This window comes from Wolbachia endosymbiont of Ostrinia scapulalis, from assembly GCF_023559145.1.
Classification (GTDB): Bacteria; Pseudomonadota; Alphaproteobacteria; order Rickettsiales; family Anaplasmataceae; genus Wolbachia.
Genome location: NZ_CP096926.1, coordinates 277,217 through 299,244, shown reverse-complemented (window position 1 = coordinate 299,244; position 22,028 = coordinate 277,217). Strand labels below are relative to the sequence as shown.

Here is a 22,028-nt window from a genome sequence, read left to right as displayed (position 1 = left end):
GCTCTTGTTTCCTATAGCCAAAATAATCATAATGCTATAGTTACTATAAGAAAACATATTACGTAAGGGAATTAACTATTCTGCCACAATTTTGCTCTATCACACTTGCCATATTTAATATTCCAGCTTCATCGTAATAATTTCCAATTACTTGCAAAGCAAGTGGTAAGCCTTCATTTGAGAGCCCAACAGGGACAGAAATAGCAGGTAACCCTGCTAAGCTTGCCGGCACGGTAAACACATCATTGATGCACATAATTAGCGGGTCTGGCTTTTCATTTAAGCCAAAAGCTTCTGTTGGAGCAGATGGCACAAGTATGTAATCTATTTTTTCAAACGCTTTTATAAAATCATTTCTAATTAATGCCCTAATGCACTGTGCTTTTTCATAATACTCATTGTAATGACCTGAAGAAAGCGCATAAGCACCAATTAAAATTCTCCTTTTCACTTCTTTACCAAAACCTTCTGCTCTTGTTAGCGAATACATTTCTTCAAGGGTATCAGCATCAACCCTGAATCCGTAACGTACACCATCATAGCGAGCAAGGTTAGATGAAGTTTCAGCAGAACAAATTAGATAGTAAACCGGTATCGCATATTTAGTATGAGGCAGAGTAATGTCAACAACTTCAGCACCATTTTCTTTTAAATTGGAAGAAACTTTTTCCCAATGATGAACGATTTCTTCTGAAATTCCATCCATTCTATATTCTTTTGGTATACCAATGCGCTTACCCTTGATATCACCATTTATAAGATTAGAGAATTTAGGAACTGGTCTTTCGCTCGATGTTGAATCTTTTTCATCATAGCCACAAATTGTTTCCAGCATTAACGCTGAATCAGAAACGGAACGAGTAATTACTCCTGCTTGATCAAGAGAGCTCGCAAATGCAATCATACCAAAACGCGAACACCTTCCATAAGTTGGCTTTATTCCCACTACTCCGCAATAAGCTGCTGGTTGACGTACAGACCCACCAGTATCGCTTCCTAATGCTCCAGCGCATAAAAACCCAGCAACTGATGCTGCAGATCCACCAGATGATCCACCAGGAACAACTTTTTCTCCGTCACTTTTTCTAATCCATACATTTTTAACAGGACCAAAATAGCTATTTGTGTTCGCAGAGCCCATAGCAAATTCATCCATGTTAAGTTTACCAAGCATGGCTGCTCCACTTTTTAAAAGCACATTAGATACCGTAGATTCATAAGTAGGGATGAAATTTTCCAGCATTTTTGAGCATGCTGTTGTTTTTATTCCTTGTGTACAGAATAAATCTTTAACACCAACTGGTATGCCCATAAGTGATGAAATATTATCTTTTTGTTTAAAAAAGTATTCATCTGCTATTTTAGCAGCTTTTATCGCGATTTCTGGGGTTTTTGTTACAAATGCATTCAGTTGCTCATTTTCGACTGCATTAACATGCGTCTCTACAAGCTCAACAGCAGAAAAATCCCCCCGCCTTAGTCCATCATGCATCTCTGTAATAGTGAGCCTTCTCAATTCATTCATTAATATTCAATTTTAGCGAGGTATTAATTATAACAACAGTAGGGCAGAAAATCTATATATTTATGATCGAAAATAGGAATACAATCGAGATCAATTCAGATTTCTGAAATAGACTGATTAGTAGTACGTTTTAAATGTTGTATTGGCACACAATGCTGGAATCACAAGCCCTAAGGGCCTTCATATCTAGATTTCTAAAATCAAATATCAATATCATGCACGTTAAGTGCATTGTTATTTATAAAGTCACGACGTGGTTCAACTATATCACCCATTAGCACCGAGAATATGCTATCTGCTTCCTCACAATCTTTTATTTCAACTTTTAACAGAGTTCTAGTTTCTGGATTGAGTGTAGTTTCCCAAAGCTGATCAGCATTCATTTCACCAAGGCCTTTAAATCTCTGCAGAGTTAAACCTTTCTTACCATAATCCATCACTATTTTTGCGAGTGCACTTGGAGACTTTATTTTTATTTCAGTTTCTTGCGACTGTAAAAATGAATCACCATTAAATAAGTCAATTATGTTCTCAAGAGAACTCAATATATTCCGTATTTCTTTGCTTTCAAGCATACTAAGCGAGAATACATATTTGTCTGCTAACCCTTGAAACAATTTAGCAATGTGAATTTCCTCATCTTTTACTTCTACTTCCCAATTATATTCACTATACATCAATTTTAAATATTTTAATATCTCATCAGCAGACAATAGAGCATTCTTTTTGCTTAAAATTAGCAATGATTCTAAGAGATCTTTTGGTATTTCCCTATCATAATTTTTGCTAATGTTTGAAATACTGAGGCACTTATTCAAAACGAAACGCAAATCTTTGCCTACACCATTTAATGTTAATTTTTTAATCGCTGAATTTACTATATACTCTTCAAAAGTTTCATCATCTTTGATATAAGTATCTTTAGCATTTTTTGTAACTTTATAGAGCGGTGGCTGCGCTATGTATAAATATCCTTTTTCAATTACTTCACGCATATGTCTAAAAAAGAAAGTTAGAATCAAAGTTCTTATATGCGAGCCATCAACATCTGCGTCTGTCATAATGATAATTTTATGATACCTAGTTTTTTCAATATCGAAGTGCTCACTCCCTATTCCAGCTCCAATTGCCGTGATCAGAGAGCCAATTTCTGCAGATGAAAAAATACGATCCAGCCCTGCACGTTCTACGTTTAGAATTTTCCCTCTTAAAGCAAGTACCGCCTGTGTTTTACGATTACGTCCCTGCTTTGCAGTACCACCTGCGGAATTACCCTCTACTATAAACAATTCCGATAACTCAGGAACTTTTTCCTGACAATCAGCAAGCTTTCCAGGTAGAGTTGCAATATTAATATTGTTTTTATTTTTAACTAACTCTCGTGCTTTTCTTGCGGCTTCTCTTCCTTTTGCTGACCTAATCGCTCTTTCTACTATACTTGCTGCTAACTTGGGGTCAGTTTCAAGTATTGTACTCAACTTGTCAAAAACTATGCTCTCTACAACTGCCCGCGCTTCAGAACTGACCAATTTATCTTTTGTCTGTGAAGAAAATTTAGGATCAGGCATCTTGAGAGATAAAACACAAGTTAAGCCTTCTCTAACATCTTCTCCAGTCAAATTCACTTTTGCCTTCTTCAAAAAACCTTCATTGTTTGCATAGTTATTGATACATCTGGTTAGTGCAGATCTAAACCCCGCCAAATGCGTACCACCATCCCGTTGTCTTATATTATTTGTGAAGCATAGCATATTCTCATAGTAGGAATCATTCCACTCCATTGATATTTCTACACTGGTACCTAGATCTTTTACATTATCTCTAATGCTGGCAATTTTAGTAACATGTGTCTTATTCTTGTCTAAGTACCGTACAAAATTAGCTGTACCAAAATTATCTTCAGACTCTTTACTATCGTTAAAATGAGACTTTACATGTGGTTTATTACGGAGATCACACAAAATGATCTCAATATTTGAGTTTAAAAATGCCAATTCTCTGATGCGACTCTCAAGAGTGGAGTAACTAAAATCAATACTACTAAAAGTCCCCGTTGATGGCATAAACGTTACTCTAGTTCCTCTTTTATTTGTGTTTTCATTAATTACCTTTAAAGATTCAATAGACTCACCATCTTCAAAGCGCATAAAATGTTCTTTTTTATTGCGCCAGATGGTTAATTCCAGCCAACTAGATAACGCATTAACAACTGAAATTCCAACACCATGTAATCCTCCAGAAACCTTATAGGTATTGCTGTCAAATTTACCTCCTGCATGTAATTGGGTCATTATCACTTCTGCTGCTGATATCCCTTCCTCTGGGTGAATGTCTGTTGGAATGCCACGACCGTTGTCGGTTACAGAAACTGAACCATCTTCATTTATGCTAACTTCAATCTTACTGCAATACCCAGCCAAAGACTCATCTATCGCATTGTCAACAACCTCATACACCATATGGTGCAAGCCTGATCCATCATCAGTGTCACCAATATACATACCCGGACGCTTTCTCACAGCATCAAGACCTCTTAGGATTTTTATTGCGTCAGCGTTGTAGTTACTTTCCATGGAATTGCTTTATTTATAAATATTAATTAATATTACATTTGTATGTGCTGATTAGCAACATCTTTAAGTTGAGAGAAGGATCCTTGACATATAGATAAAACATAACATATCTACCTACACGAAGTGGTTTTACATGTTATTTCAATACATAAACTTAAGTTCAAATAATCATACAAAACTCTGCTTCATATTTCAAGATAAATGGCTACAATCAAATACAATTTACCTTCTCCTTTCAATTGGACTTTCTAGCTCAACACAGGATAAGTTGCTCATACACTCTTCTAATATTTCATTCTTTTCATCATTGTTTAATCTATTGCTGAACTCTTGACACCTTCTCTCAAGAGCTGAACGCGTAGTCATAATATACCTTACTGTTTCAGATGATAACTCTGGTAACTCGCTACGGATCCTTTCTTGTTCTGTTCCAGAGAAATTGGTGAAATTGGCTCTGGCCATTTCAGGGAATTTTTGTGTGATCGTTTCTTTTATCATTACTCTAGCCTCTTCTCCATCGAGTGTAATAACCACTGATGGATGTAAGCCAGATAAAGACTCAAATAATTTATTGTATGTTCCACCTGCACAACTTTGACCTTGATTACCGTAAGTTGTTGCAGCGTCTACAAGACCTTTTAAAAACATACCTTTTCTGTTTTTTATGTCTTCATCATTCAAAGGAGTTCTTTGATTCTCTGTTCCTGTATTTCTATCATTGCAGGCTTTCCAACATAAAATAGCTGCTTGCTTTAGTGTTAACTTACTATGATTGTCTTTAAAATTATCTCCTGTTCTATTGATAAATCTTAAGCATTCAAGTGCATGAGATTTATCGCCTTCTGTAAATTCATTTGACTGTTTGATGTACTCTTCAATGTCGGTTGTGTTGCCTCTATTTAGCTGTACATAGAATTCATCTTTGCTTAAATTCTCTTTATACTTTTCTATGAGTCTATCAACACTCAAGTTTATACTAGCAACTGCACTTGGGTCATGAGTAGTTTGTGCCATAAAAGGAATGGCTGCTAAATCTTGAAAGAAAATAGGCCTTTCTTCCTCTGGAATTTGTTGTATTAAATCGTTAAACTGCTGTATTTCTTCAATGAGTGATTTGTTTAGCAACCATAAGCACAATATAGGCAGTACCAAAAGCACACAGGAATTAATAATGTGTATAATTAAAAAAATGCTTAATGTTATTCTAATAACATTTTTTGGCCACGCTGATAATCTTTTTTCATTTTCCCTTGGTTTGAAAAAATAATTTACTAATGATAAATACAAAGAGAGCTGTAAAAGAAGAAAAAATGAAGGAATCATACTTACTAATAAAACTATATTAATGAATCTTTTAATCTTATTAGTGTTGTTGTAAGCATTTTGCACTCTTTCTATTAAAGCCTGTACTCTATTTCTATTTTGCTGTTGATTATTATTTTGAACTGCAAACATAACACACACCCTATTTTAACATTAATATGTCATGCTATAGAAAGAATGTAAATAAAGCAAGGAATTTAGAGCTGCTTTTATTTTTGTTTGATTGGGGATACCACTTCTATACTTTCCGCTCCATCTAAGTTACTATTTGGTTTTTCTACAGTAATCTTGGGAGTTACTTTATTCTCGATATCTGCTCCATATGAGCTAAGTACTTCAATGGCCTTTTCATTTCCACTATTGAGTGCAATATCCAAGGCATCCATTCCAGCTTTATTTTTGTGGTTGATAAAATTCTTCAACCGATCTCTACCAAAGCTTTCTATATATTGTTTAATGATGAGTTCCACTACTTTTCCAGGACAATTATTAGCAGCAGGAAAAAGTATTGTGTTGTTATTATTATCTTTTTTCGTTATGTCTGCTTTGAGTTTATTTATCAAATACTCGATAACTTCTACTCTGCTATCATCCTTTGCTTCAGTGCATTGCCTAATAGCTAAAAATAAAGCTGTACGCCCATTATTATCAATATCTTCAATATTCTGTCCCTTGTCAACTAAGGCTTGTATTATACTTTTATTTCCATATAAAGTAGCAAGGTGAAAAGGTGTATGTCCTTCAGTGCTTTCTCTTTCATCAATTGACGCACCATTGCTAGCTAGCAATTCTATAAACTCTGGCGTGTTTGCAAAAATTGCAAGGTGCATTGGTGTTAAGTCATCTTTGCCATGATTTCCAGTTTTTGCGTTAAAGTTTGCTCCGTTATTTATCAGCAATTTCGCTATTTCAAACTGCTTATACCCGATAGCAATATGTAGTGGTGTACGATTACGTTCATAATTATCATTGACATTTGCACCAAACTTTATTAGCAGCTCTGTAGCTTCAATATCACCCATCCGAATTGCAGAGTATAAGGAAGGAGATTCATCTTTTTCTATTTCCCCTGTCATACGAAATTACGAACATAATAATTCATACATTATTAAGAATTATTATTAAGTTTCTATTAAAATAATATTAACAATAGCTAAAAATCTTTAATTTTTATTAAAAATTTAATACCCATCAATGATTATATAAGCAAATGCTTATATAATCATTCCAAAAGTGAAGCAGTGAAAAAAAGCTTTTCATGAGAAATTATAAATGATAAATTGTTAATAATGAATTATCGAGAATAAATTATGTGCTTTGGTTTACCTAACATAAACAGAGAAGGTTATTTATTTATAGTTGTTTCCTTTATCGTAACATGTATAGCATTCTCTATATCTTGGGGAGCTGGAATTACTTGCTTATTTCCAACGTTATTATGTACCTATTTTTTTCGTGATCCAGCAAGAGCTGTACCAAACAATAAGGACTTTATATTAAGTCCTGCTGATGGTGTAATTTCAAAGATAGAAGAAGTTAGTTACTCTTTATCAGAAGAGAATGAAGAAGAAAAGAAATTTACACTTGTCAGCATATTTCTAAGCGTTTTGAATGTCCATGTGAATCGTATACCAATATCTGGTACGATAAAGGAAATGAACTATAAAAAAGGCAAGTTTGTTTCTGCAATGAGTAATAGATCCAGTAATGAAAATGAAAAGCAGATTATTGTGATTGAATATGAAAAGGGAAAAGAAATCATTGTGGAACAAATAGCTGGATTTATTGCACGCCGCATTGTTTGTAATTTGAGGACATCTCAGAGCGTAAAAGCAGGTGAAAGATTTGGAATTATAAGATTTGGTAGCAGAGTAAATATTTATATTCCTATTGGTATAGAAGTAAGAGTTTCAGAAGGACAAACTGTTATTGGCGGTGAGACAGTTATAGCAGATTTTAATAAACAAGAGAAGCTTACTTTTGATGTTATATGATGTTATATGAATAACGATGAAAGTAACAGTAAATTTTTACCTATTACCAAGTTATTCCCAAACTTTATAACTTTATTAGGTTTATGTGCTGGCCTTACTTCACTTAAATTCACATTTAATGAACAATGGGAATTTTCAGCAATTTTTATTATCATTGCAGCAATAATAGATGGAATGGACGGCAGGATAGCCAGAATTTTAAAATCAACTAGCGATTTTGGAGCACAACTCGATTCTTTTGCAGATTTTCTAAATTTTGGTTCAGCACCTGCTTTTCTTTTATATTTTTGGAAGTTAAATGAAATTAAAGTTGTAGGATGGATTTTAGTAATGATATATGTAATCTGCATATCAATAAGACTTGCAAGATTCAATGTTTCGCTACATTTAGAGCAATTATACTGGAAAAAATTTTTCTTTTCCGGTGTTCCAGCTCCTGTATGTGCTTTACTCGCTCTGTTACCAATAATTATTACCTTTCAATCTCATGAAAGTGAATATCTACTTCTTATAGAGCAATTTTTTAACGTAAAGAATACAGCTTGTTACTTTTTGACCATCTCATTTTTTTCGATAAGTCATATTCCAACTTTCTCTGCAAAATACATTTATGTCCCTAAAAGTTTATCCTATATATTTGTGTCATTTTTTGGAATATTGATCATATTTTTTATAAGTAAGCCCTGGATAACACTACCAATTTTAGGTGCAGTTTATATCTTGACTATTCCAATAAGTACCGGACTTTATATACATTACGCATATAAAACTAGCCAGCTATATAAAAAATAGTGAGCAGCATGATTATAAAAGTAACTGATCTATTAAACTCTTTTTTATATATAAAGATATTCAACATACCATTTATAATTATTTGGGTAATTGCAACTGGGGTTTTTTGTACGATTCGATTCAAATTCATTAACTTTAGGTTGTTCAAATATGGGATACAAACACTATTCAACCTAGAGAGCCATAATAATAACGGCATAATCACCCACATTCAGGCATTTGCAACGGTAATTTCAGGAACAGTTGGTCTTGGAACAATATCAGGAGTTGCAATAGCTATTACAATAGGGGGGCCAAGTGCAGTTTTTTGGATGATAATTACCGGGGTACTTGGCATGTCAATAAAATTTGCTGAAGTAGTGCTTGCATTTACTCATCGCTCTGAAAACACAACTGGTGGGGCTTTTTATTATATGGAACATGGATTTGCAAAGATTGGATTTATGAAGACTGGCAAATTCCTTGCATTTATCTACGCAGTTATGCTGCTTGTTGCAATGATTCTAGGCGGCATACCATTTCAGGCAAATCAAATTACAGCGTTGTCAAGTAACTTATTTGAATACAACACATCTGTTATTATCTCGCTATTTGTATTAATTGTAATACTGGGAGGAATAAAGCGAATTGCTTTAGTTGCAACAGGTTTAGGACCGATCATGATAATGTTATATATAGGCATGTGTATATATTTAATCTGTGTAAACGGAAATAATCTACTGAATGCTCTATCTATAATATTTCAAGATATCTTTAACAAATCAGCTATAGGAGGTGGAGTATTGAGTGGATTAATAGCAGGGGTAAGAAGGTCAGTGTTTGCTAATGAAGCAGGTACTGGAACAGCAGCTATAGCACATTCGATTGTAAAAGAGAAAGACCCAGTTAAAGTTGGAAGTGTTGCAATGATTGCACCATTTGTAGACACAATATTAGTCTCATTTTTGACTGGTATTGTGATAATTATTACCGATATGCATATCACTAATACCGTAGGTGATATTACGTTAGTTAGCTCAGCATTTTCAACAGCCTTACCTTTATTTAGCAAGCTAGCTCTTCCGCTGATAATGTTTTCCTTTGCATTTTCCACAATAATAGCTTACTATTACTACTGTGAAGTTGCCCTAGTGTACTTATTTGGTAACAAAAAAGTACTGATATTGTTTCAGTTTTTTATAGTGGGTTCAGTGTATATCAGCTGTATATCAAAAAATATAGAATTTATATCTTATTTAGGTGATAGCCTGTTTATGTGCCTTATGATTCCAAATGCTGTTGCGATATATCTACTGAGAAGGGAAGTCTTAAATACAATAGATTCTTATTACAAAAGGTATTAAACATGATTTATAGAATGCTTTATATAGTGTTATTTTGCCTACCATTTAATGATGTATACGCTGCTTCAGTTTTTCATAAAAGTTATGACACTGCATTAAATGGAGTAAGCAACTTCATGAATGAAGTGTTGTTTTTCAAGATCTTTCACGTACCATTTATAATTCTTTTATTGGCCTTTGGTTATATATTTCTAACACTACGTTTTAGATTTCTCAACATAAGGATGTTTAAGCATGCGTTCGCTATTTTATGTGGAAAATATGACACAGATCATCATGATGGTCACATTACGCATTTTCAGGCATTTGTAACCGCGCTGTCAAGCACAGTAGGTCTTGGAACTGTTGCTGGTGTTGCAATCGCAATTTCAGTGGGAGGGCCAGGAGCGGTACCTTGGATGATGATTACAGGTTTTTTTGGTATGTCTGCAAAGTTTGCTGAAGTAACTTTAGCATTCAGACACAGAACAGAAGACCAGGAGCAGTTATTCAGTGGTCCCTTTCAATATATAAGAAATGGACTAGAGAAATTTGGATTCAAGAAACTTGGTATTGTCCTAGCTGCAATATATGCAGTGTTTTTTGTATTATCAGGTCTTGGTGGAAGTGTGGCATTTCAGACTAACCAAATGGTTTCAATATTATCTGGCTATTCAAATTGGATAGATGGTCATCCTTGGTTTCTCTCTTCCATAATTTCTACATTACTTGCTCTAGTGATTATCGGTGGAATCAGGAGAATAGCTAAAGTCTCTTCTGCGCTGGTGCCTATTATGTCACTCATATATATTTTGAGTTGTTTCACGATTATTGCATTCAATATTCACAATTTTAGCAATACATTAAAAATATTGTTTTCAAGTATGATAGACTTCAATGCTGTTGGTGGAGGAGTAGTAGGAGCATTTGTTGCTGGAATTCAAAGAGCAATTTTTGCCAGTGAAGCAGGTGTTGGTTCTGCTGCAATCACTCACGCGGTAGCTAAAGATGAGGAGCCAGTTAGAACTGGGCTGGTTGCGATGATAGAACCATGCTTTGATACAATGTTAATTTGTTGCTTGACAGGAATAACAATAGTAATAACAGGTGCATACCAGACCGGCATTGGCGAGGGAATATTGATCACCCAAAAAGCATTTGAAACAGTTTCTTCTTGGTTTCCTATACTTTTAACCATCGCTGCTCCTTTGTTTGCCTTTTCCTCAGTAATTTCATTTGTATATTGTTGTGAAATGGGATGGCTGTATTTGTTTGGTGTAAAAAGTGTAGTAATATATCGTATAGCGGTGGTGGTAGTTGCATTTTTGTCAGGTTTGTCTAAAGATATAATGGCTATTGCTAATATTGGTGGGGCTTTATTCTCTTGTTTAGCACTCATCAATATGACAGCACTTATACTGTTTAGCAATCAGATTAACAATGAAGTCCAATGTTATCTAAAAAGGCTAAGGAATAATAAAATTAATTAAATTCTGGCATATGAAGGTACAACAACAGATGTCATTCCAGTACCATCTTCTTTTCATAGCAAAACTCCCTTTTGTCATCCCAGTGCGTGACACTGGGATCTATTTTGCATATAGTTCCACCGTAGTGTTATATTTTAATGTAAAATTTTATATTTATCTACTAAATTCGTTTGCGAATAAAGTTCGCTGGATCCCAGTGTCACGCACTGGGATGACAAGAGAGAGGATGCTAGAATAATGGAGAAATATATAATTCTTATATTATCCTACATACTAGGTTCAATACCGTTTAGCTTAATTATTGCAAAAATAAATGGTATAAATTTAAGAGAAGTAGGTTCAGGAAACATTGGTGCTACAAATGTTGCAAGAACAGGAAATAAGAGACTTGCTGTCCTCGCATTATTTTTAGACTCTTTGAAAGGATTTGTCGCGGTTTATACAGCACAACAATTTTATGATAATAACGATTTTTATATATATGTATCTGCAATTTTAGCAGTTCTAGGGCATATGTTTCCTATTTGGCTAAGGTTCAATGGAGGAAAAGGGGTTGCAATAACTTTGGGAGCTTTGATAGCACTTAACATTTCTATAGCATTAGCATTTGTACTTGTATGGCTAATAGTATTTTTTATCTTTCGGTACTCCTCTCTTGCTTCCTTGGCTGCTACTGCAGCAGCTGTTATAGCATCTTTCTTTTTTCAAAAGGAGTTATTCCTTATACTACTCACTGTAGCGATATTAATTTTCTTGAAGCATTACAAAAATATTGCAAATCTTCTGCAAGGCAGAGAGCATAAGTTTTTATAAGCGATGAGATGTTAAATCACTGACACTTAAACTACGAGATAAACTGCTTGATGGTATTATTTTATCTTCTTTATTTAAGATTGTAATTTTTACTCTTGTTATACTCTCTAATTCTTGAGGTATTAAAAATTCATCTTCAATGAATCTTTGCTTCACTTCTTGTATTTGTTCATAAAGTGTGGTTACATTGCGCTTATTTTGATTATAAATATCTTCAATCTCTATCTCTAGCCTGTGTGAAGCTTCTTTTTTTAACATGTTATTTATCACTGCTTCTGTTATTGCTAGCTTTTCTTGTAGAATTTTCTTTATTTCTTCTTTATCGTCTCTGCTATTTTTACTCAGTTCTGTGTATACCCTATAACACCTTTTCTCTAGTGGTAACATTCTTAAACTATCTAACATTCTGTCCACTTGACCTTCAACCGTCTTCTCAGCTTTTAGCCTAAATTCCTTAATTTCTTTCTCTATTACCTTATCAGCTATTCTCTTAGCTTCATCCAAAGATGAATCCTGGAGAGAAAAATCTGTTTTAAGTAAATCACACTTTAAAAGCTTCAAAAAGACTTTTCCTTTGATATTTTCAATTTGATTATCTAAATCATGATCTTGTAATTTATTTCTTATGTATTGATTCAATTTAGAATGCTCTAATTTATTTAACTTTACAGAGTTAATATTTTTCATTAACGTCAGTACAATTTGTTCACTATATTGAGAAGTAAAACTCAGTAAATTTCTCATTAAGGGAATACTTACTTCTGCAATAAAATCATCAACTACTTTTTGACTTTTATCATCTTCATAATTATTTTGGGCGTTATGCCAAGCCCTAAGAATTTCTTTACTGTTTTTCTTATTTTTTAGCCTGTCTAACATAAACTTACGTGCTTGATTTTCTGCTTCTGTAAGGAGCATTTGTCTAGGTGGTGTAAACTTAATCTCTGGATCGGAATGAATACCCTCTAATGTACTTAACATTCTGTAGATAACACCAGTAAAACATGTGTTAGGAATTCGTTCTTTTCTAGAGAAAGTTTGGCTATCTAGTAAATTTGCAATCAACGCGTCTTTTTTATTTTTTACAGCTTCTCTATCTCCATCATTGCAGGCTCTAAGAACTAACAGAAGAATTTGTCCACCAGTGAAGCCAGAGCTATGTTTCTCATTACCTTTGCAAAAATCTTGCAAAAACATTACTAATTTTCCCTTATTCTCATTACTAAATGGTTGGCCATCAAGCATATGTAAGTGATTTATATATTCAATAAATTCTTTAAATCCCTCATTATTAATAGCGTCTTCTGGTACTGGATCATATTTGCGTATTAACTTACCAATATTATTACTAATATCGTCATTCAATTGATGGGGCAGTAAATGCTCATAAGTACCATCAAACTTATTTGTCATACTGCGAGTATTTTCTTTTATGCCTTCTAAAAAGAAACTTATAGCAGATTTGAGTAACGTAAATGGATTAAAATCCTTTGGCCTTAATTCACTTTGTAATAGAATTAAAACCATTGCAAGTGGTATTGTTGCAAGTAACGAAACAAGTAGAAAAGTAATCGTAAAAGTTAGATATGTTACAGAAGCAAAAAATAAAAGGAAAGATGCTATCTTAATTTTATTTTTCTCAAAAAATATTTCCCAATATTCCTTTTTACTTATTTTTTCCTGCTTTGCAGCTTTTATGTCTTTATAAACGTAAAAAGTTTTTATTTCAGATCTAAAAAACAATGTGGCAAAAGATAAAAAGACATTGGCAGGATTAACTAAAATGCTTAAAGAAACAAAAGCTGCGAAGTAACTTGCTGTCTTTAATCTGTAAGAATCCTTTCCAGGAAATTGTATTTGGGAAATACCTATCATAGCCTACTCTCTATAATATTATGATATTGTAGTAATAACAAATAGCCTATAGATGTCAATGCTTAAGTATTTTACTGTCTACGCACTCATCGTATTCAATTTCAACTGTAGAGTGCGCAATTTCGAACCTATTTAATAGTATTTTTTTTATCTCATACAAAATATTAGTGTGTTGTCCATTTTGCTTTATCTTGGCATGCATAGTAAGTATAAAATAATTATCAGATAGTGACCATGCATGTATATGATGCACATCTATCACTTCAGGTAACTTAGATACAATCTCACTTTTTATCTCCTCAGCAGATACACTCTCAGGTGTACCTTCAAGGAGTATATGGCAAGAATTCTTGAGAATTTTATAGCCACTGTTTAAGATTATTACACTGACAAATACTGACAAAATAGGGTCCACTATTTGCCATCCGGTAAACATGATAATTATGGATGCAAGTATAGCAGCTACAGAACCTAAAATATCTCCGATAACATGCAATACAGCACTTTTTATGTTTATATTACTTTCGCATTTACTATGTAATATAAAAAAGACTATAATGTTAGAGATCAGGCCAAGTGTGGCAATTATTAGCATTACTTTCCATTCAACATTGACCGGACAAATGAATCTCTTTATTGATTCAATTATAATGACCGCTGCAATGAAAAATAGAGTTAAACCATTAACAAATGCTGCAATTATCTGCAATCTGTGATACCCATATGACCTCTGTAAATCAGATTTCTTAGCTGAAAATTTGTGCGCTACCCAGCTTAAAATCAAGGCAAAAAGATCAGTGAGCATATGCCCTGCATCTGATAACAGAGCAAGCGAGTGTGAAATTACTCCACCTACTATCTCCATAAGCATTGTTATTGCAACTATTATTATGGAATAAATTAAGCGCTTGGACTCTGCTATTGAGTGTTTGCCATTGTGCACTGCTGTCATATAAAATCTTTTTATGAGCAAAAAAACGTGGGTAACACTGGGCTCGAACCAGCGACCCCTTGCACGTCAAGCAAGTGCTCTACCAACTGAGCTAATTACCCATCTTAACCTTAGTATAGTGCTTCAGTGAAATGAAAGTCAATTTGCTTTTAGACTTCTTGCTGAATGAAACTCCTTGACAAACCTTCCCACTTTCCTTATCATATCAATAAGAGTATTTATCCTTGTTTTTAATCTCTGCAGATTTAACAACAAAAATTCAGTAAAAAACTCAGATATTTATTGGCAAATTACATAAAATTATAGCGGCTTTTTTTATTTTTCTACATTCAGCCAAATCGCGCTTGTTAGCACATTATCAATTTACATTATTAAAACTCACTACATAGGGATTTTTTTGCCTTTTTTAAAATTGATAAATTTCTTAATATTTATAATTCCGTTACTTGTTAGCAGCCACCTAAGGTTAGCTATAGAATTTTAGCCACATTCTAAATGTTACATATTAAGTTAACTATCTATACTTTTTTATTAAGATATAAATTATACCAATATGAGAATTTACGTTTTTTTCAGATGAGTCACTTTATGCTTGATATTGTAAAGGCTAATAAATTAGAGGTTAGAATTATGACAATCAATCAACAAATAAATAAAAATATAACTAAAGAAGAATACTTTAACAATAAGCATATCATAGAAGTTAAAGATTTAAATATTAAAGTAGAAGTTTATTCTCATAATTTAAGAGCAAGTAAAGTTGCTCACATTGAAAGTGAGATAAGAGAAACAGCTACTAATTTTAAAGATGCATTTAAGCTGGAGCCTGGTAGCTCAGAACAAACGTTCAAAATTTATGTGTTTGATGATAAGGCTGATTACACTCACCTTGGTGGAAGCGAACGTTTTGGTTCTTACCTTGGAGATGAAGGTGGTAAATGTTACTACAAAGGAGAAGCTGATATTTTTGCTGAGATGTATGTCTATCAGCAAGGTGGCGTTCATAACCTTCAGCATGAATTTGCACATGGTTTAACTTACTTGGCTACAGGAGGAAAATCTCTACCTACAGTATTAATGGAGGGAATTGCAGATTACTTTGAACATCATTCAGATCACAAGTTCAATGCTCAAGGGTCAAGCATTGATAAAACTGAAGCCGCAAATTTGGATCTAGGTGGAATTTTAAATTTACAATACTCAGCCAATGGTGAAGAAAACAGTTTAGTGTATAAAACTGGTCATGCGTTGATAATGTACTTACAGGAAAAAGATCCTAGTTTATTAAGAGACTACCTAGATGCTTTACGTCAAGGTAACTCAGATGAATCAAAAAGTTTCTTGAAAGACATAAAAGGACATGATGCTGACTTCAAAAGTTGGCTTGCTGAAAATGATACAGAAACTGCAATGGAACATCTCAACGCTTTGCAAGTTACAAAAGGAGATTTTATAGCAACTGGTCAAGAAATCGTGGGTGGAGAAATTAAAGATGTATCCGTATTATAAAGCAAATATAGAAAAAATAGATGGAGAAAACGTTGGAAGTTTTTCTCCTGTAGAACATGTTGCATTTTATGATGTTGCTCGTGCTATTAATAGGGCAACAAATGATAACCTCGATATATCAAAGGAATATCATTTTTTAAAGGTAGTAAAAACTCCTGATGGACAGGATAAACTAACTTACTCTGACCAACAAGGTAATGAATATAAAAACAGTCAAGAGTATAAAAATCAGGCTTTTAGAATATTATCAAAATATGATACAAAAATTAAGAGTGAGGCAGATAAATTCGATAATTTGAATAAAGAACGTGGTGAAATGTATCAAAAATATCATAAAGGAGAGATTACTATTGAAGAGTTACGTAATGAGGAAAATACAAAATACAGACCAGCATTCTTAAAGTTTGATCAACTAAAAAACAAAACAGTTGATGAGATTGAAAATAATCCTCAGGCAGCAAAAATATTAGGAGAGCTGGTCAATATCGATCCAAACTTGATAAGAGGTACAAATCATATTGATCTACAAGAAGGCAAGATTTTTTCTATGCAAGCTCTTGGTCACGGAGATATGGGTGCACTATCTATATATGATGGGAATACAAAGCTTGGAGAGTTGTCGAGCGAATCGGGCTTTTTTAAGCAAGTTGAAGGTCAAACTAAAGAAACTTTTGTTTTTGAGGACATATTGCATAACTTGAATACTCAATATGATGGAGGTGCTTATATGGCAATTACAAAAGAAAACGGTCATTATAAAGCTTCTCTGATAGATGGCAGAACAGTTGAACGTGATGAATACTTTGATGAAGCACATTTACATGAAAATGAATTGTTGCATCCTAGCACTGGACACATTCAAAAAGATTTAGATTCTCTGCTTCTTAGAGGGACCAAAATTCTAAATCATCAGGATTCAAAGCATGCTCAATATTCTGATGAGCAAAGAGAAAGCGGCGTAATCGTAGAAAAAGGAACATTATTGGATGATAAAGGGACTGATAGAACAGACGACGATGTATACGAAGCGGTTATAAAGCAAGGAGGCGAAAATCTACATGCATTCAAAAATATGGGCTTCTATATCACTGAAGAGATGAAAAATGAAAGAGGTGAAGTTATAAATGAAAGTAACTTGTTCATTCATGATCATGGAAAAAACGTAAGGTTTCAATTGCCAGGCAATGTTACTCACCTAAAATTGGTGGAAAAAGATGGACAATATAAATTAGCACCATCTGATTCTGAAGGAAGAGAATACAGTAGCATACCAGACGAATACAAATATATTGACCCAGTATTTGCACATGAATATGAAAAGAGAGATTATTCTCATAAACATATAAATGTGGGCCTTATAAACTTAGAAAAATATGCCTCTGGTAAACTTTTTACCATTAAACATGATCCAAATGATTATCAGATACAAAGAAACTCGAGTGGTGAAATAGTGAGAATCAACAATCAAAGATATTTCACTAAAGTAAAACTATTTGATGGTGATACTGATGAAGAAATTGGAATGTTATCTAATAATTTCCATAACTTCAAAGGAAAAATATTCTTTTCTGCTGATTATAACTACAGTTATAACGATTTCCTAGCATCTGTTTCTCCTCAAGTTGAAATTGAGGATATGGGAAGTGGAAGTAAAAAAATAACTTTTGATCAAGGCAGTGGCGATATCGGCGATACTAACAGAGACTACACGGACTATCAGAGAATATTCACAAAAGAGAAACAAACCGAAAGTCCAAAAGGGCAAGTAAGTGAAACTAAGACAGAGGTTAACATGAGCCATAGTACTACTAATGTTGTTGCTGAAGAGAGAACTGTATCAAACGACAATAGTGAAATACAGTCTGATCAACCACAAATTCCAACAAGGGCAAAAAGGTCAGCTTCAGTGGAGGAGAAAGAGCAGGTAGTGTTGAAAGACACAATCTTGAAAATAGAAAAGAGCTATGATAGAGATGTAGAAGGAAAGCATAAGGCAAATGTAATCATAGATTATAATGATGTGAAAGCCTTGTATAATAGAGCAGAAGGAGCAGATAAGCAATCTGTGTTAGATTTTTGGAACAAACTGCACACATCAGATTATAAGGTTGGCGCTTTGCCGGAAGACAAGTATTACTTTAAAGATGGCAAATTTCTAATTCACGATAGTGATACGAAAAAGCTTATAGTGTTACCTGAAGATAAGGTATCCATCAAAATAATGAAGGATGGTGATAGTTATAGTTTGGCTATATCAAATGGTAATGGCAAAATAATAAGCAGCATTAGTAAAATAGATAATCCAAATTACGAATTGCTATCAGATTCAAGTCACTTCAGCTTAGAAACACAAGATAACTTTGAGTTATTAGATCAACATCATGAATATAATCTCTATCTAGAGAATGGTTTTGTGAAAATGTTCGACTGCGCAAGCGATCACGTTTATCACGATCATAACTCAGCCTATATCTAATATACAAGGAGGGCCCTGCCCTCTTCTTGTCATTCAAGTAGCTGACACTGGTTCACCTTATGATGGTGTCATACCAGTGCTCAGACACTGGCATCCAGTTAAATTTGCAAGTATAAAAGTAATCAACGTTTCTTATGATGGAAAAATGGATTCCAGTGTCACGCACTGTAATGACACCAAAGGGGCTACTAGGATAACATCGTCTGCTACATACTTAGATCACAAGAGAAGAATTCTGAAGCAAAAAGCCTAAAGGGAATTTTATGCAAAATCTAGTATTTACGGAATTTATATTATTTTCATGCACATTATGGTTTTTATAATTAACAGAGGGTGATATGACTACTACAATAAAAGATGCAGCAGACGATGCTGGTTTTATAACAGCCCTAATGGCATTACAAGGATTTAATGACAAGGTATATATTAAAGCTGCTCCAGCTGATGAAGTTTACACTAAAATAGCTACTGATACTGCATTTGTTAAAACTACAGATCTTGCAACAAAAGTTGCAGCAAAACCTGTTGTCGATGCTATAACTGCTTCTTCTGATTTTACAAATAAGGTATATATTAAAGCTGCTCCAGCTGATGAAGTTTACACTAAAACAGCTGCTGACACTGCATTTGTTAAAACTACAGATCTTGCAACAAAAGTTGCAGAACAAGCTGTTGTGGATATTCTAGTTCCTGCTCTTGCAACAGTTGGTACTGATGATACTAAGAAGGTTTACACTAAAGGCACAGTAGATACTAGTTTTGTTAAAACTGCAGATCTTGCAACAAAAGTTGCAGCAAAACCTGTTGTCGATGCTATAACTGCTTCTTCTGATTTTACAAATAAGGTATATATTAAAGCTGCTCCAGCTGATGAAGTTTACACTAAAACAGCTGCTGATACTGCATTTGTTAAAACTACAGATCTTGCAACAAAAGTTGCAGCAAAACCTGTTGTCGATGCTATAACTGCTTCTTCTGATTTTACAAATAAGGTATATATTAAAGCTGCTCCAGCTGATGAAGTTTACACTAAAACTGATGCTAATACTGCATTCGTTAAGGCTACAGAACTTTCAGAAAAAGCTGCAGAAAAAGCCGTTGTCGATGCTATAACTGCTTCTTCTGATTTTACAAATAAGGTATATATTAAAGCTGCTCCAGCTGATGAAGTTTACACTAAAACAGCTGCTGACACTGCATTTGTTAAAACTACAGATCTTGCAACAAAAGTTGCAGAACAAGCTGTTGTGGATATTCTAGTTCCTGCTCTTGCAACAGTTGGTACTGATGATACTAAGAAGGTTTACACTAAAGGCACAGTAGATACTAGTTTTGCTAAAATTGATGCTTCCAACCTTACAGAAGCAAATCAAAAAGCTTTTGCAAAAGCTATTCTTCCTGCTAAAGATGGCCAAAAATCAATCTTAATAAATGAACTTGGTGAAGCTTTGGATAGGGTTGCAGATGATAAAGCTACCGATAAAGTATATGGTGCTAAAGGTAGTGAAAAGATAGCAAAAGATTTCTTAGCTGATAAAGGATTAAAACCAACGCCTGAAGATGTAGCCACCGAGCTAGCAAAAAACGCAGTTTTTCAAGCTAATAACAAAATTCAAGTAAGTTCTCAAGACCCAGAATTTCAAGCAGCTGTAAAGACAGTAATGTCACAGCCATCCTTCGAGATTCCAATAGATCCAAGTGCACCACTTTCTTGGGATTGGTAATGTAAGTGCCAGTAGATGATATCTCGCTATGTCATTCACTGTTGTCATTCCAGCATGTGATACACAGCTGTACGAACATTATTCTGTAGGAAGATGTCATGCCAGTGCCCAGACACTGGAATCCATTTTTCCATCATAAGAAACGTTGATTACTTTTATACTCGTAAATTTAACTGGATCCCAGTGTCATGCACTGGGATGACATCTTCCAGCTGTGCATGTGAAGCTAAAATGGCATTCTTTTTTCTAGATTCCAACGGTCTTGATAGCAGGCAAGAAGTATATTTTTCATTGCAACTAATTTGCAGTGATTTTTGTTTTAATGTAGATGGAATATAGTCCTATTGCTGCTGCATTTGAAACATTTAGGCTATCAATTACGTTTGACATTGGGATTTTTAAAAGATAATCACAACTTTCTTTCACTAATCTCCGCATTCCTTTCTCTTCAGAACCAAAAACAATTACTCTTTTTTGCCCAAAATTCTTTATTTCATCTATATTTTCCTTTGCATTGCAATCAAACCCATAACACCAGTAGCCTATCTTTTTTAAAGACTCCATCGTCTTTACTATGTTTGTAACGTATATTAGAGGAACAATGTCTAATGCGCCACTTGCTGTTTTTGCGATAGATGCATTTTCGCTTGGTGAATGGTGATACGGTAAAACCAATGCATCAATGTTGAAACAAGCTGAGGTTCTTAAAATCGACCCTATATTGTGTGTATCAGTAATTTGATCTAAAATGACTATAGTAGAGTTTTCACCTGATCTTTCAGCTATTTCTTCAATATTTAAGCTGTGAAAAATAGGAGTAACTTTTAAAGCAATTCCTTGGTGATTTACACCTTTGGGTAAAACATCATTGAACATTTTGTTCTCTACCAGTCGAGCTTTAATGCCCTTACTATCTGCATATTGTTTAATTTCTTTCTCAAATTCTCTGTAGAAATTTTCTGTTACTAACAGTTCTATACACCGCCTATTTTTGTTTCTTAATGCTGAAATACAAGTGTGCTTTCCATATATCCAACAGTTTTCATTAGCTTTTGATGATTTCATCTCATTATTAAAAATCAGATTTTTATAGAGTAAGCAATATTTTACTGTGTTTATATATTGTTGTAAAATTATGCAGTTCAATTAATGAATTTATGTCAGATGATGAGTTAGATTGGCAAAAAAATGTTAAGCCAATAGAATGTGGAAAAGTTACTTTGAAAGTTGATCACAAAGTAAATATAAAATCTATGATTGATAAAGGTGCCTCTAGTTTACAAGAAAATTTTCTTAATACTGATAATGGTGATTCATCATTTTGTCTTGACTACAATACAAAATTAAAGATCGATAGGGGCAAATATTTTATAAGCGATAAACTCGATTTGCACGGCTATAGTATAGATAATGCTTATTGTAAATTGATAGATTTTATTATCAAAAATTATCAAGCAGGGAATAGGTGCTTATTGGTAATTACGGGGCATGGTAATCGTACAGATAAAATAGACACTATAAAGAATAGCTTAAATAAGTGGTTGAATGACACAAAAGTTCGGAATATGATCTTATACTATCAGCAAGCAATAAAAAAACATGGTGGCAAAGGAGCTTTTTATGTCTTATTAAGAAGAAATAAAGGTTAATTTTAGAGTAC

General features: G+C 33.8%; 14 protein-coding genes, 1 tRNA gene and 1 pseudogene. 8 read left to right on the top strand and 8 right to left on the bottom strand.

The genetic code is table 11. The features are described 5' to 3' along the window. Positions 1-58: 58 nt before the first annotated feature. The 4 genes from gatA to M1L26_RS01500 form a co-directional block, all read right to left on the bottom strand. Positions 59-1,525: an Asp-tRNA(Asn)/Glu-tRNA(Gln) amidotransferase subunit GatA gene (gatA, locus tag M1L26_RS01515; protein ID WP_211907797.1), complete on the bottom strand. Its 1,467-nt coding sequence runs from the start codon at positions 1,523-1,525 to the stop codon at positions 59-61. Positions 1,526-1,725: 200 nt separating this feature from the next. Then, positions 1,726-4,098, bottom strand: a complete 2,373-nt coding sequence (gene gyrB / locus M1L26_RS01510) for a DNA topoisomerase (ATP-hydrolyzing) subunit B (protein ID WP_211907796.1) — start codon at positions 4,096-4,098, stop codon at positions 1,726-1,728. Positions 4,099-4,320: 222 nt separating this feature from the next. After that, positions 4,321-5,553: a hypothetical protein gene (locus tag M1L26_RS01505; protein ID WP_250120292.1), complete on the bottom strand. Its 1,233-nt coding sequence runs from the start codon at positions 5,551-5,553 to the stop codon at positions 4,321-4,323. 77 nt (positions 5,554-5,630) lie between these two features. Further along, the gene (locus M1L26_RS01500; protein ID WP_250120291.1) at positions 5,631-6,497 is read right to left on the bottom strand and encodes an ankyrin repeat domain-containing protein; all 867 of its coding nucleotides are present in this window, start codon (positions 6,495-6,497) and stop codon (positions 5,631-5,633) included. A gap of 234 nt (positions 6,498-6,731) precedes the next feature. Between M1L26_RS01500 and M1L26_RS01495 the strand changes: the two genes are divergently transcribed. The 5 genes from M1L26_RS01495 to plsY all read left to right on the top strand — a co-directional run bounded on the left by M1L26_RS01495 (position 6,732) and on the right by plsY (position 11,832). Beyond that, positions 6,732-7,415, top strand: a complete 684-nt coding sequence (locus M1L26_RS01495) for a phosphatidylserine decarboxylase (RefSeq protein WP_211907793.1) — start codon at positions 6,732-6,734, stop codon at positions 7,413-7,415. 6 nt (positions 7,416-7,421) lie between these two features. Next, positions 7,422-8,207: a CDP-alcohol phosphatidyltransferase family protein gene (locus M1L26_RS01490; protein WP_211907791.1), complete on the top strand. Its 786-nt coding sequence runs from the start codon at positions 7,422-7,424 to the stop codon at positions 8,205-8,207. An 8-nt stretch (positions 8,208-8,215) separates the two neighbouring features. Further along, the gene (locus M1L26_RS01485) at positions 8,216-9,550 is read left to right on the top strand and encodes an alanine/glycine:cation symporter family protein (protein WP_250120290.1); all 1,335 of its coding nucleotides are present in this window, start codon (positions 8,216-8,218) and stop codon (positions 9,548-9,550) included. 2 nt (positions 9,551-9,552) lie between these two features. Continuing rightward, positions 9,553-11,019, top strand: a complete 1,467-nt coding sequence (locus tag M1L26_RS01480; RefSeq protein WP_250120289.1) for an alanine/glycine:cation symporter family protein — start codon at positions 9,553-9,555, stop codon at positions 11,017-11,019. Between the two features lie 237 nt (positions 11,020-11,256). After that, positions 11,257-11,832, top strand: a complete 576-nt coding sequence (plsY, locus tag M1L26_RS01475; protein ID WP_250120288.1) for a glycerol-3-phosphate 1-O-acyltransferase PlsY — start codon at positions 11,257-11,259, stop codon at positions 11,830-11,832. Here plsY and M1L26_RS01470 read toward each other — a convergent pair. From M1L26_RS01470 to M1L26_RS01460, 3 genes are all read right to left on the bottom strand, one after another. Then, positions 11,827-13,707, bottom strand: coding sequence for a hypothetical protein (locus tag M1L26_RS01470; protein ID WP_250120287.1), 1,881 nt, complete (start codon positions 13,705-13,707; stop codon positions 11,827-11,829). The genes plsY and M1L26_RS01470 overlap by 6 nt on opposite strands. Positions 13,708-13,762: 55 nt before the next feature. Beyond that, positions 13,763-14,659, bottom strand: coding sequence for a cation diffusion facilitator family transporter (locus M1L26_RS01465; RefSeq protein ID WP_250120286.1), 897 nt, complete (start codon positions 14,657-14,659; stop codon positions 13,763-13,765). A 28-nt stretch (positions 14,660-14,687) separates the two neighbouring features. Continuing rightward, a tRNA-Val gene (locus tag M1L26_RS01460) sits at positions 14,688-14,760 on the bottom strand. Between the two features lie 529 nt (positions 14,761-15,289). Here M1L26_RS01460 and M1L26_RS01450 point away from each other — a divergent pair. Together M1L26_RS01450 and M1L26_RS01445 are read left to right on the top strand one after the other, a co-directional pair. Next, a pseudogene (locus M1L26_RS01450) lies at positions 15,290-18,644 on the top strand (peptidase M2). Between the two features lie 338 nt (positions 18,645-18,982). Beyond that, positions 18,983-20,368, top strand: coding sequence for a collagen-like protein (locus M1L26_RS01445; RefSeq protein ID WP_250120283.1), 1,386 nt, complete (start codon positions 18,983-18,985; stop codon positions 20,366-20,368). A 297-nt stretch (positions 20,369-20,665) separates the two neighbouring features. Here M1L26_RS01445 and rlmB read toward each other — a convergent pair whose 3' ends face one another. Beyond that, a complete protein-coding gene (gene rlmB / locus M1L26_RS01440) occupies positions 20,666-21,433 on the bottom strand; it encodes a 23S rRNA (guanosine(2251)-2'-O)-methyltransferase RlmB (RefSeq protein WP_250120282.1) in 768 nt (255 codons plus the stop codon). A 92-nt stretch (positions 21,434-21,525) separates the two neighbouring features. On the opposite strand from rlmB, the gene M1L26_RS01435 reads away from it, so the two are divergent. Then, entirely contained in the window at positions 21,526-22,017 is a 492-nt protein-coding gene (locus M1L26_RS01435; RefSeq protein ID WP_250120281.1) for a Smr/MutS family protein, read from the top strand. The last annotated feature ends 11 nt before the right edge of the window (positions 22,018-22,028 follow it).

What these genes read in the sequence shown, in the direction of transcription:
- gatA (WP_211907797.1), bottom strand. Translation starts at nt 1,525, where the DNA reads ATGAATGAATTGAGAAGGCTCACTATTACAGAGATGCATGATGGACTA.
- gyrB (WP_211907796.1), bottom strand. Translation starts at nt 4,098, where the DNA reads ATGGAAAGTAACTACAACGCTGACGCAATAAAAATCCTAAGAGGTCTT.
- M1L26_RS01505 (WP_250120292.1), bottom strand. Translation starts at nt 5,553, where the DNA reads ATGTTTGCAGTTCAAAATAATAATCAACAGCAAAATAGAAATAGAGTA.
- M1L26_RS01500 (WP_250120291.1), bottom strand. Translation starts at nt 6,497, where the DNA reads ATGACAGGGGAAATAGAAAAAGATGAATCTCCTTCCTTATACTCTGCA.
- M1L26_RS01495 (WP_211907793.1), top strand. Translation starts at nt 6,732, where the DNA reads ATGTGCTTTGGTTTACCTAACATAAACAGAGAAGGTTATTTATTTATA.
- M1L26_RS01490 (WP_211907791.1), top strand. Translation starts at nt 7,422, where the DNA reads ATGAATAACGATGAAAGTAACAGTAAATTTTTACCTATTACCAAGTTA.
- M1L26_RS01485 (WP_250120290.1), top strand. Translation starts at nt 8,216, where the DNA reads ATGATTATAAAAGTAACTGATCTATTAAACTCTTTTTTATATATAAAG.
- M1L26_RS01480 (WP_250120289.1), top strand. Translation starts at nt 9,553, where the DNA reads ATGATTTATAGAATGCTTTATATAGTGTTATTTTGCCTACCATTTAAT.
- plsY (WP_250120288.1), top strand. Translation starts at nt 11,257, where the DNA reads ATGGAGAAATATATAATTCTTATATTATCCTACATACTAGGTTCAATA.
- M1L26_RS01470 (WP_250120287.1), bottom strand. Translation starts at nt 13,707, where the DNA reads ATGATAGGTATTTCCCAAATACAATTTCCTGGAAAGGATTCTTACAGA.
- M1L26_RS01465 (WP_250120286.1), bottom strand. Translation starts at nt 14,659, where the DNA reads ATGACAGCAGTGCACAATGGCAAACACTCAATAGCAGAGTCCAAGCGC.
- M1L26_RS01445 (WP_250120283.1), top strand. Translation starts at nt 18,983, where the DNA reads ATGACTACTACAATAAAAGATGCAGCAGACGATGCTGGTTTTATAACA.
- rlmB (WP_250120282.1), bottom strand. Translation starts at nt 21,433, where the DNA reads ATGAAATCATCAAAAGCTAATGAAAACTGTTGGATATATGGAAAGCAC.
- M1L26_RS01435 (WP_250120281.1), top strand. Translation starts at nt 21,526, where the DNA reads ATGTCAGATGATGAGTTAGATTGGCAAAAAAATGTTAAGCCAATAGAA.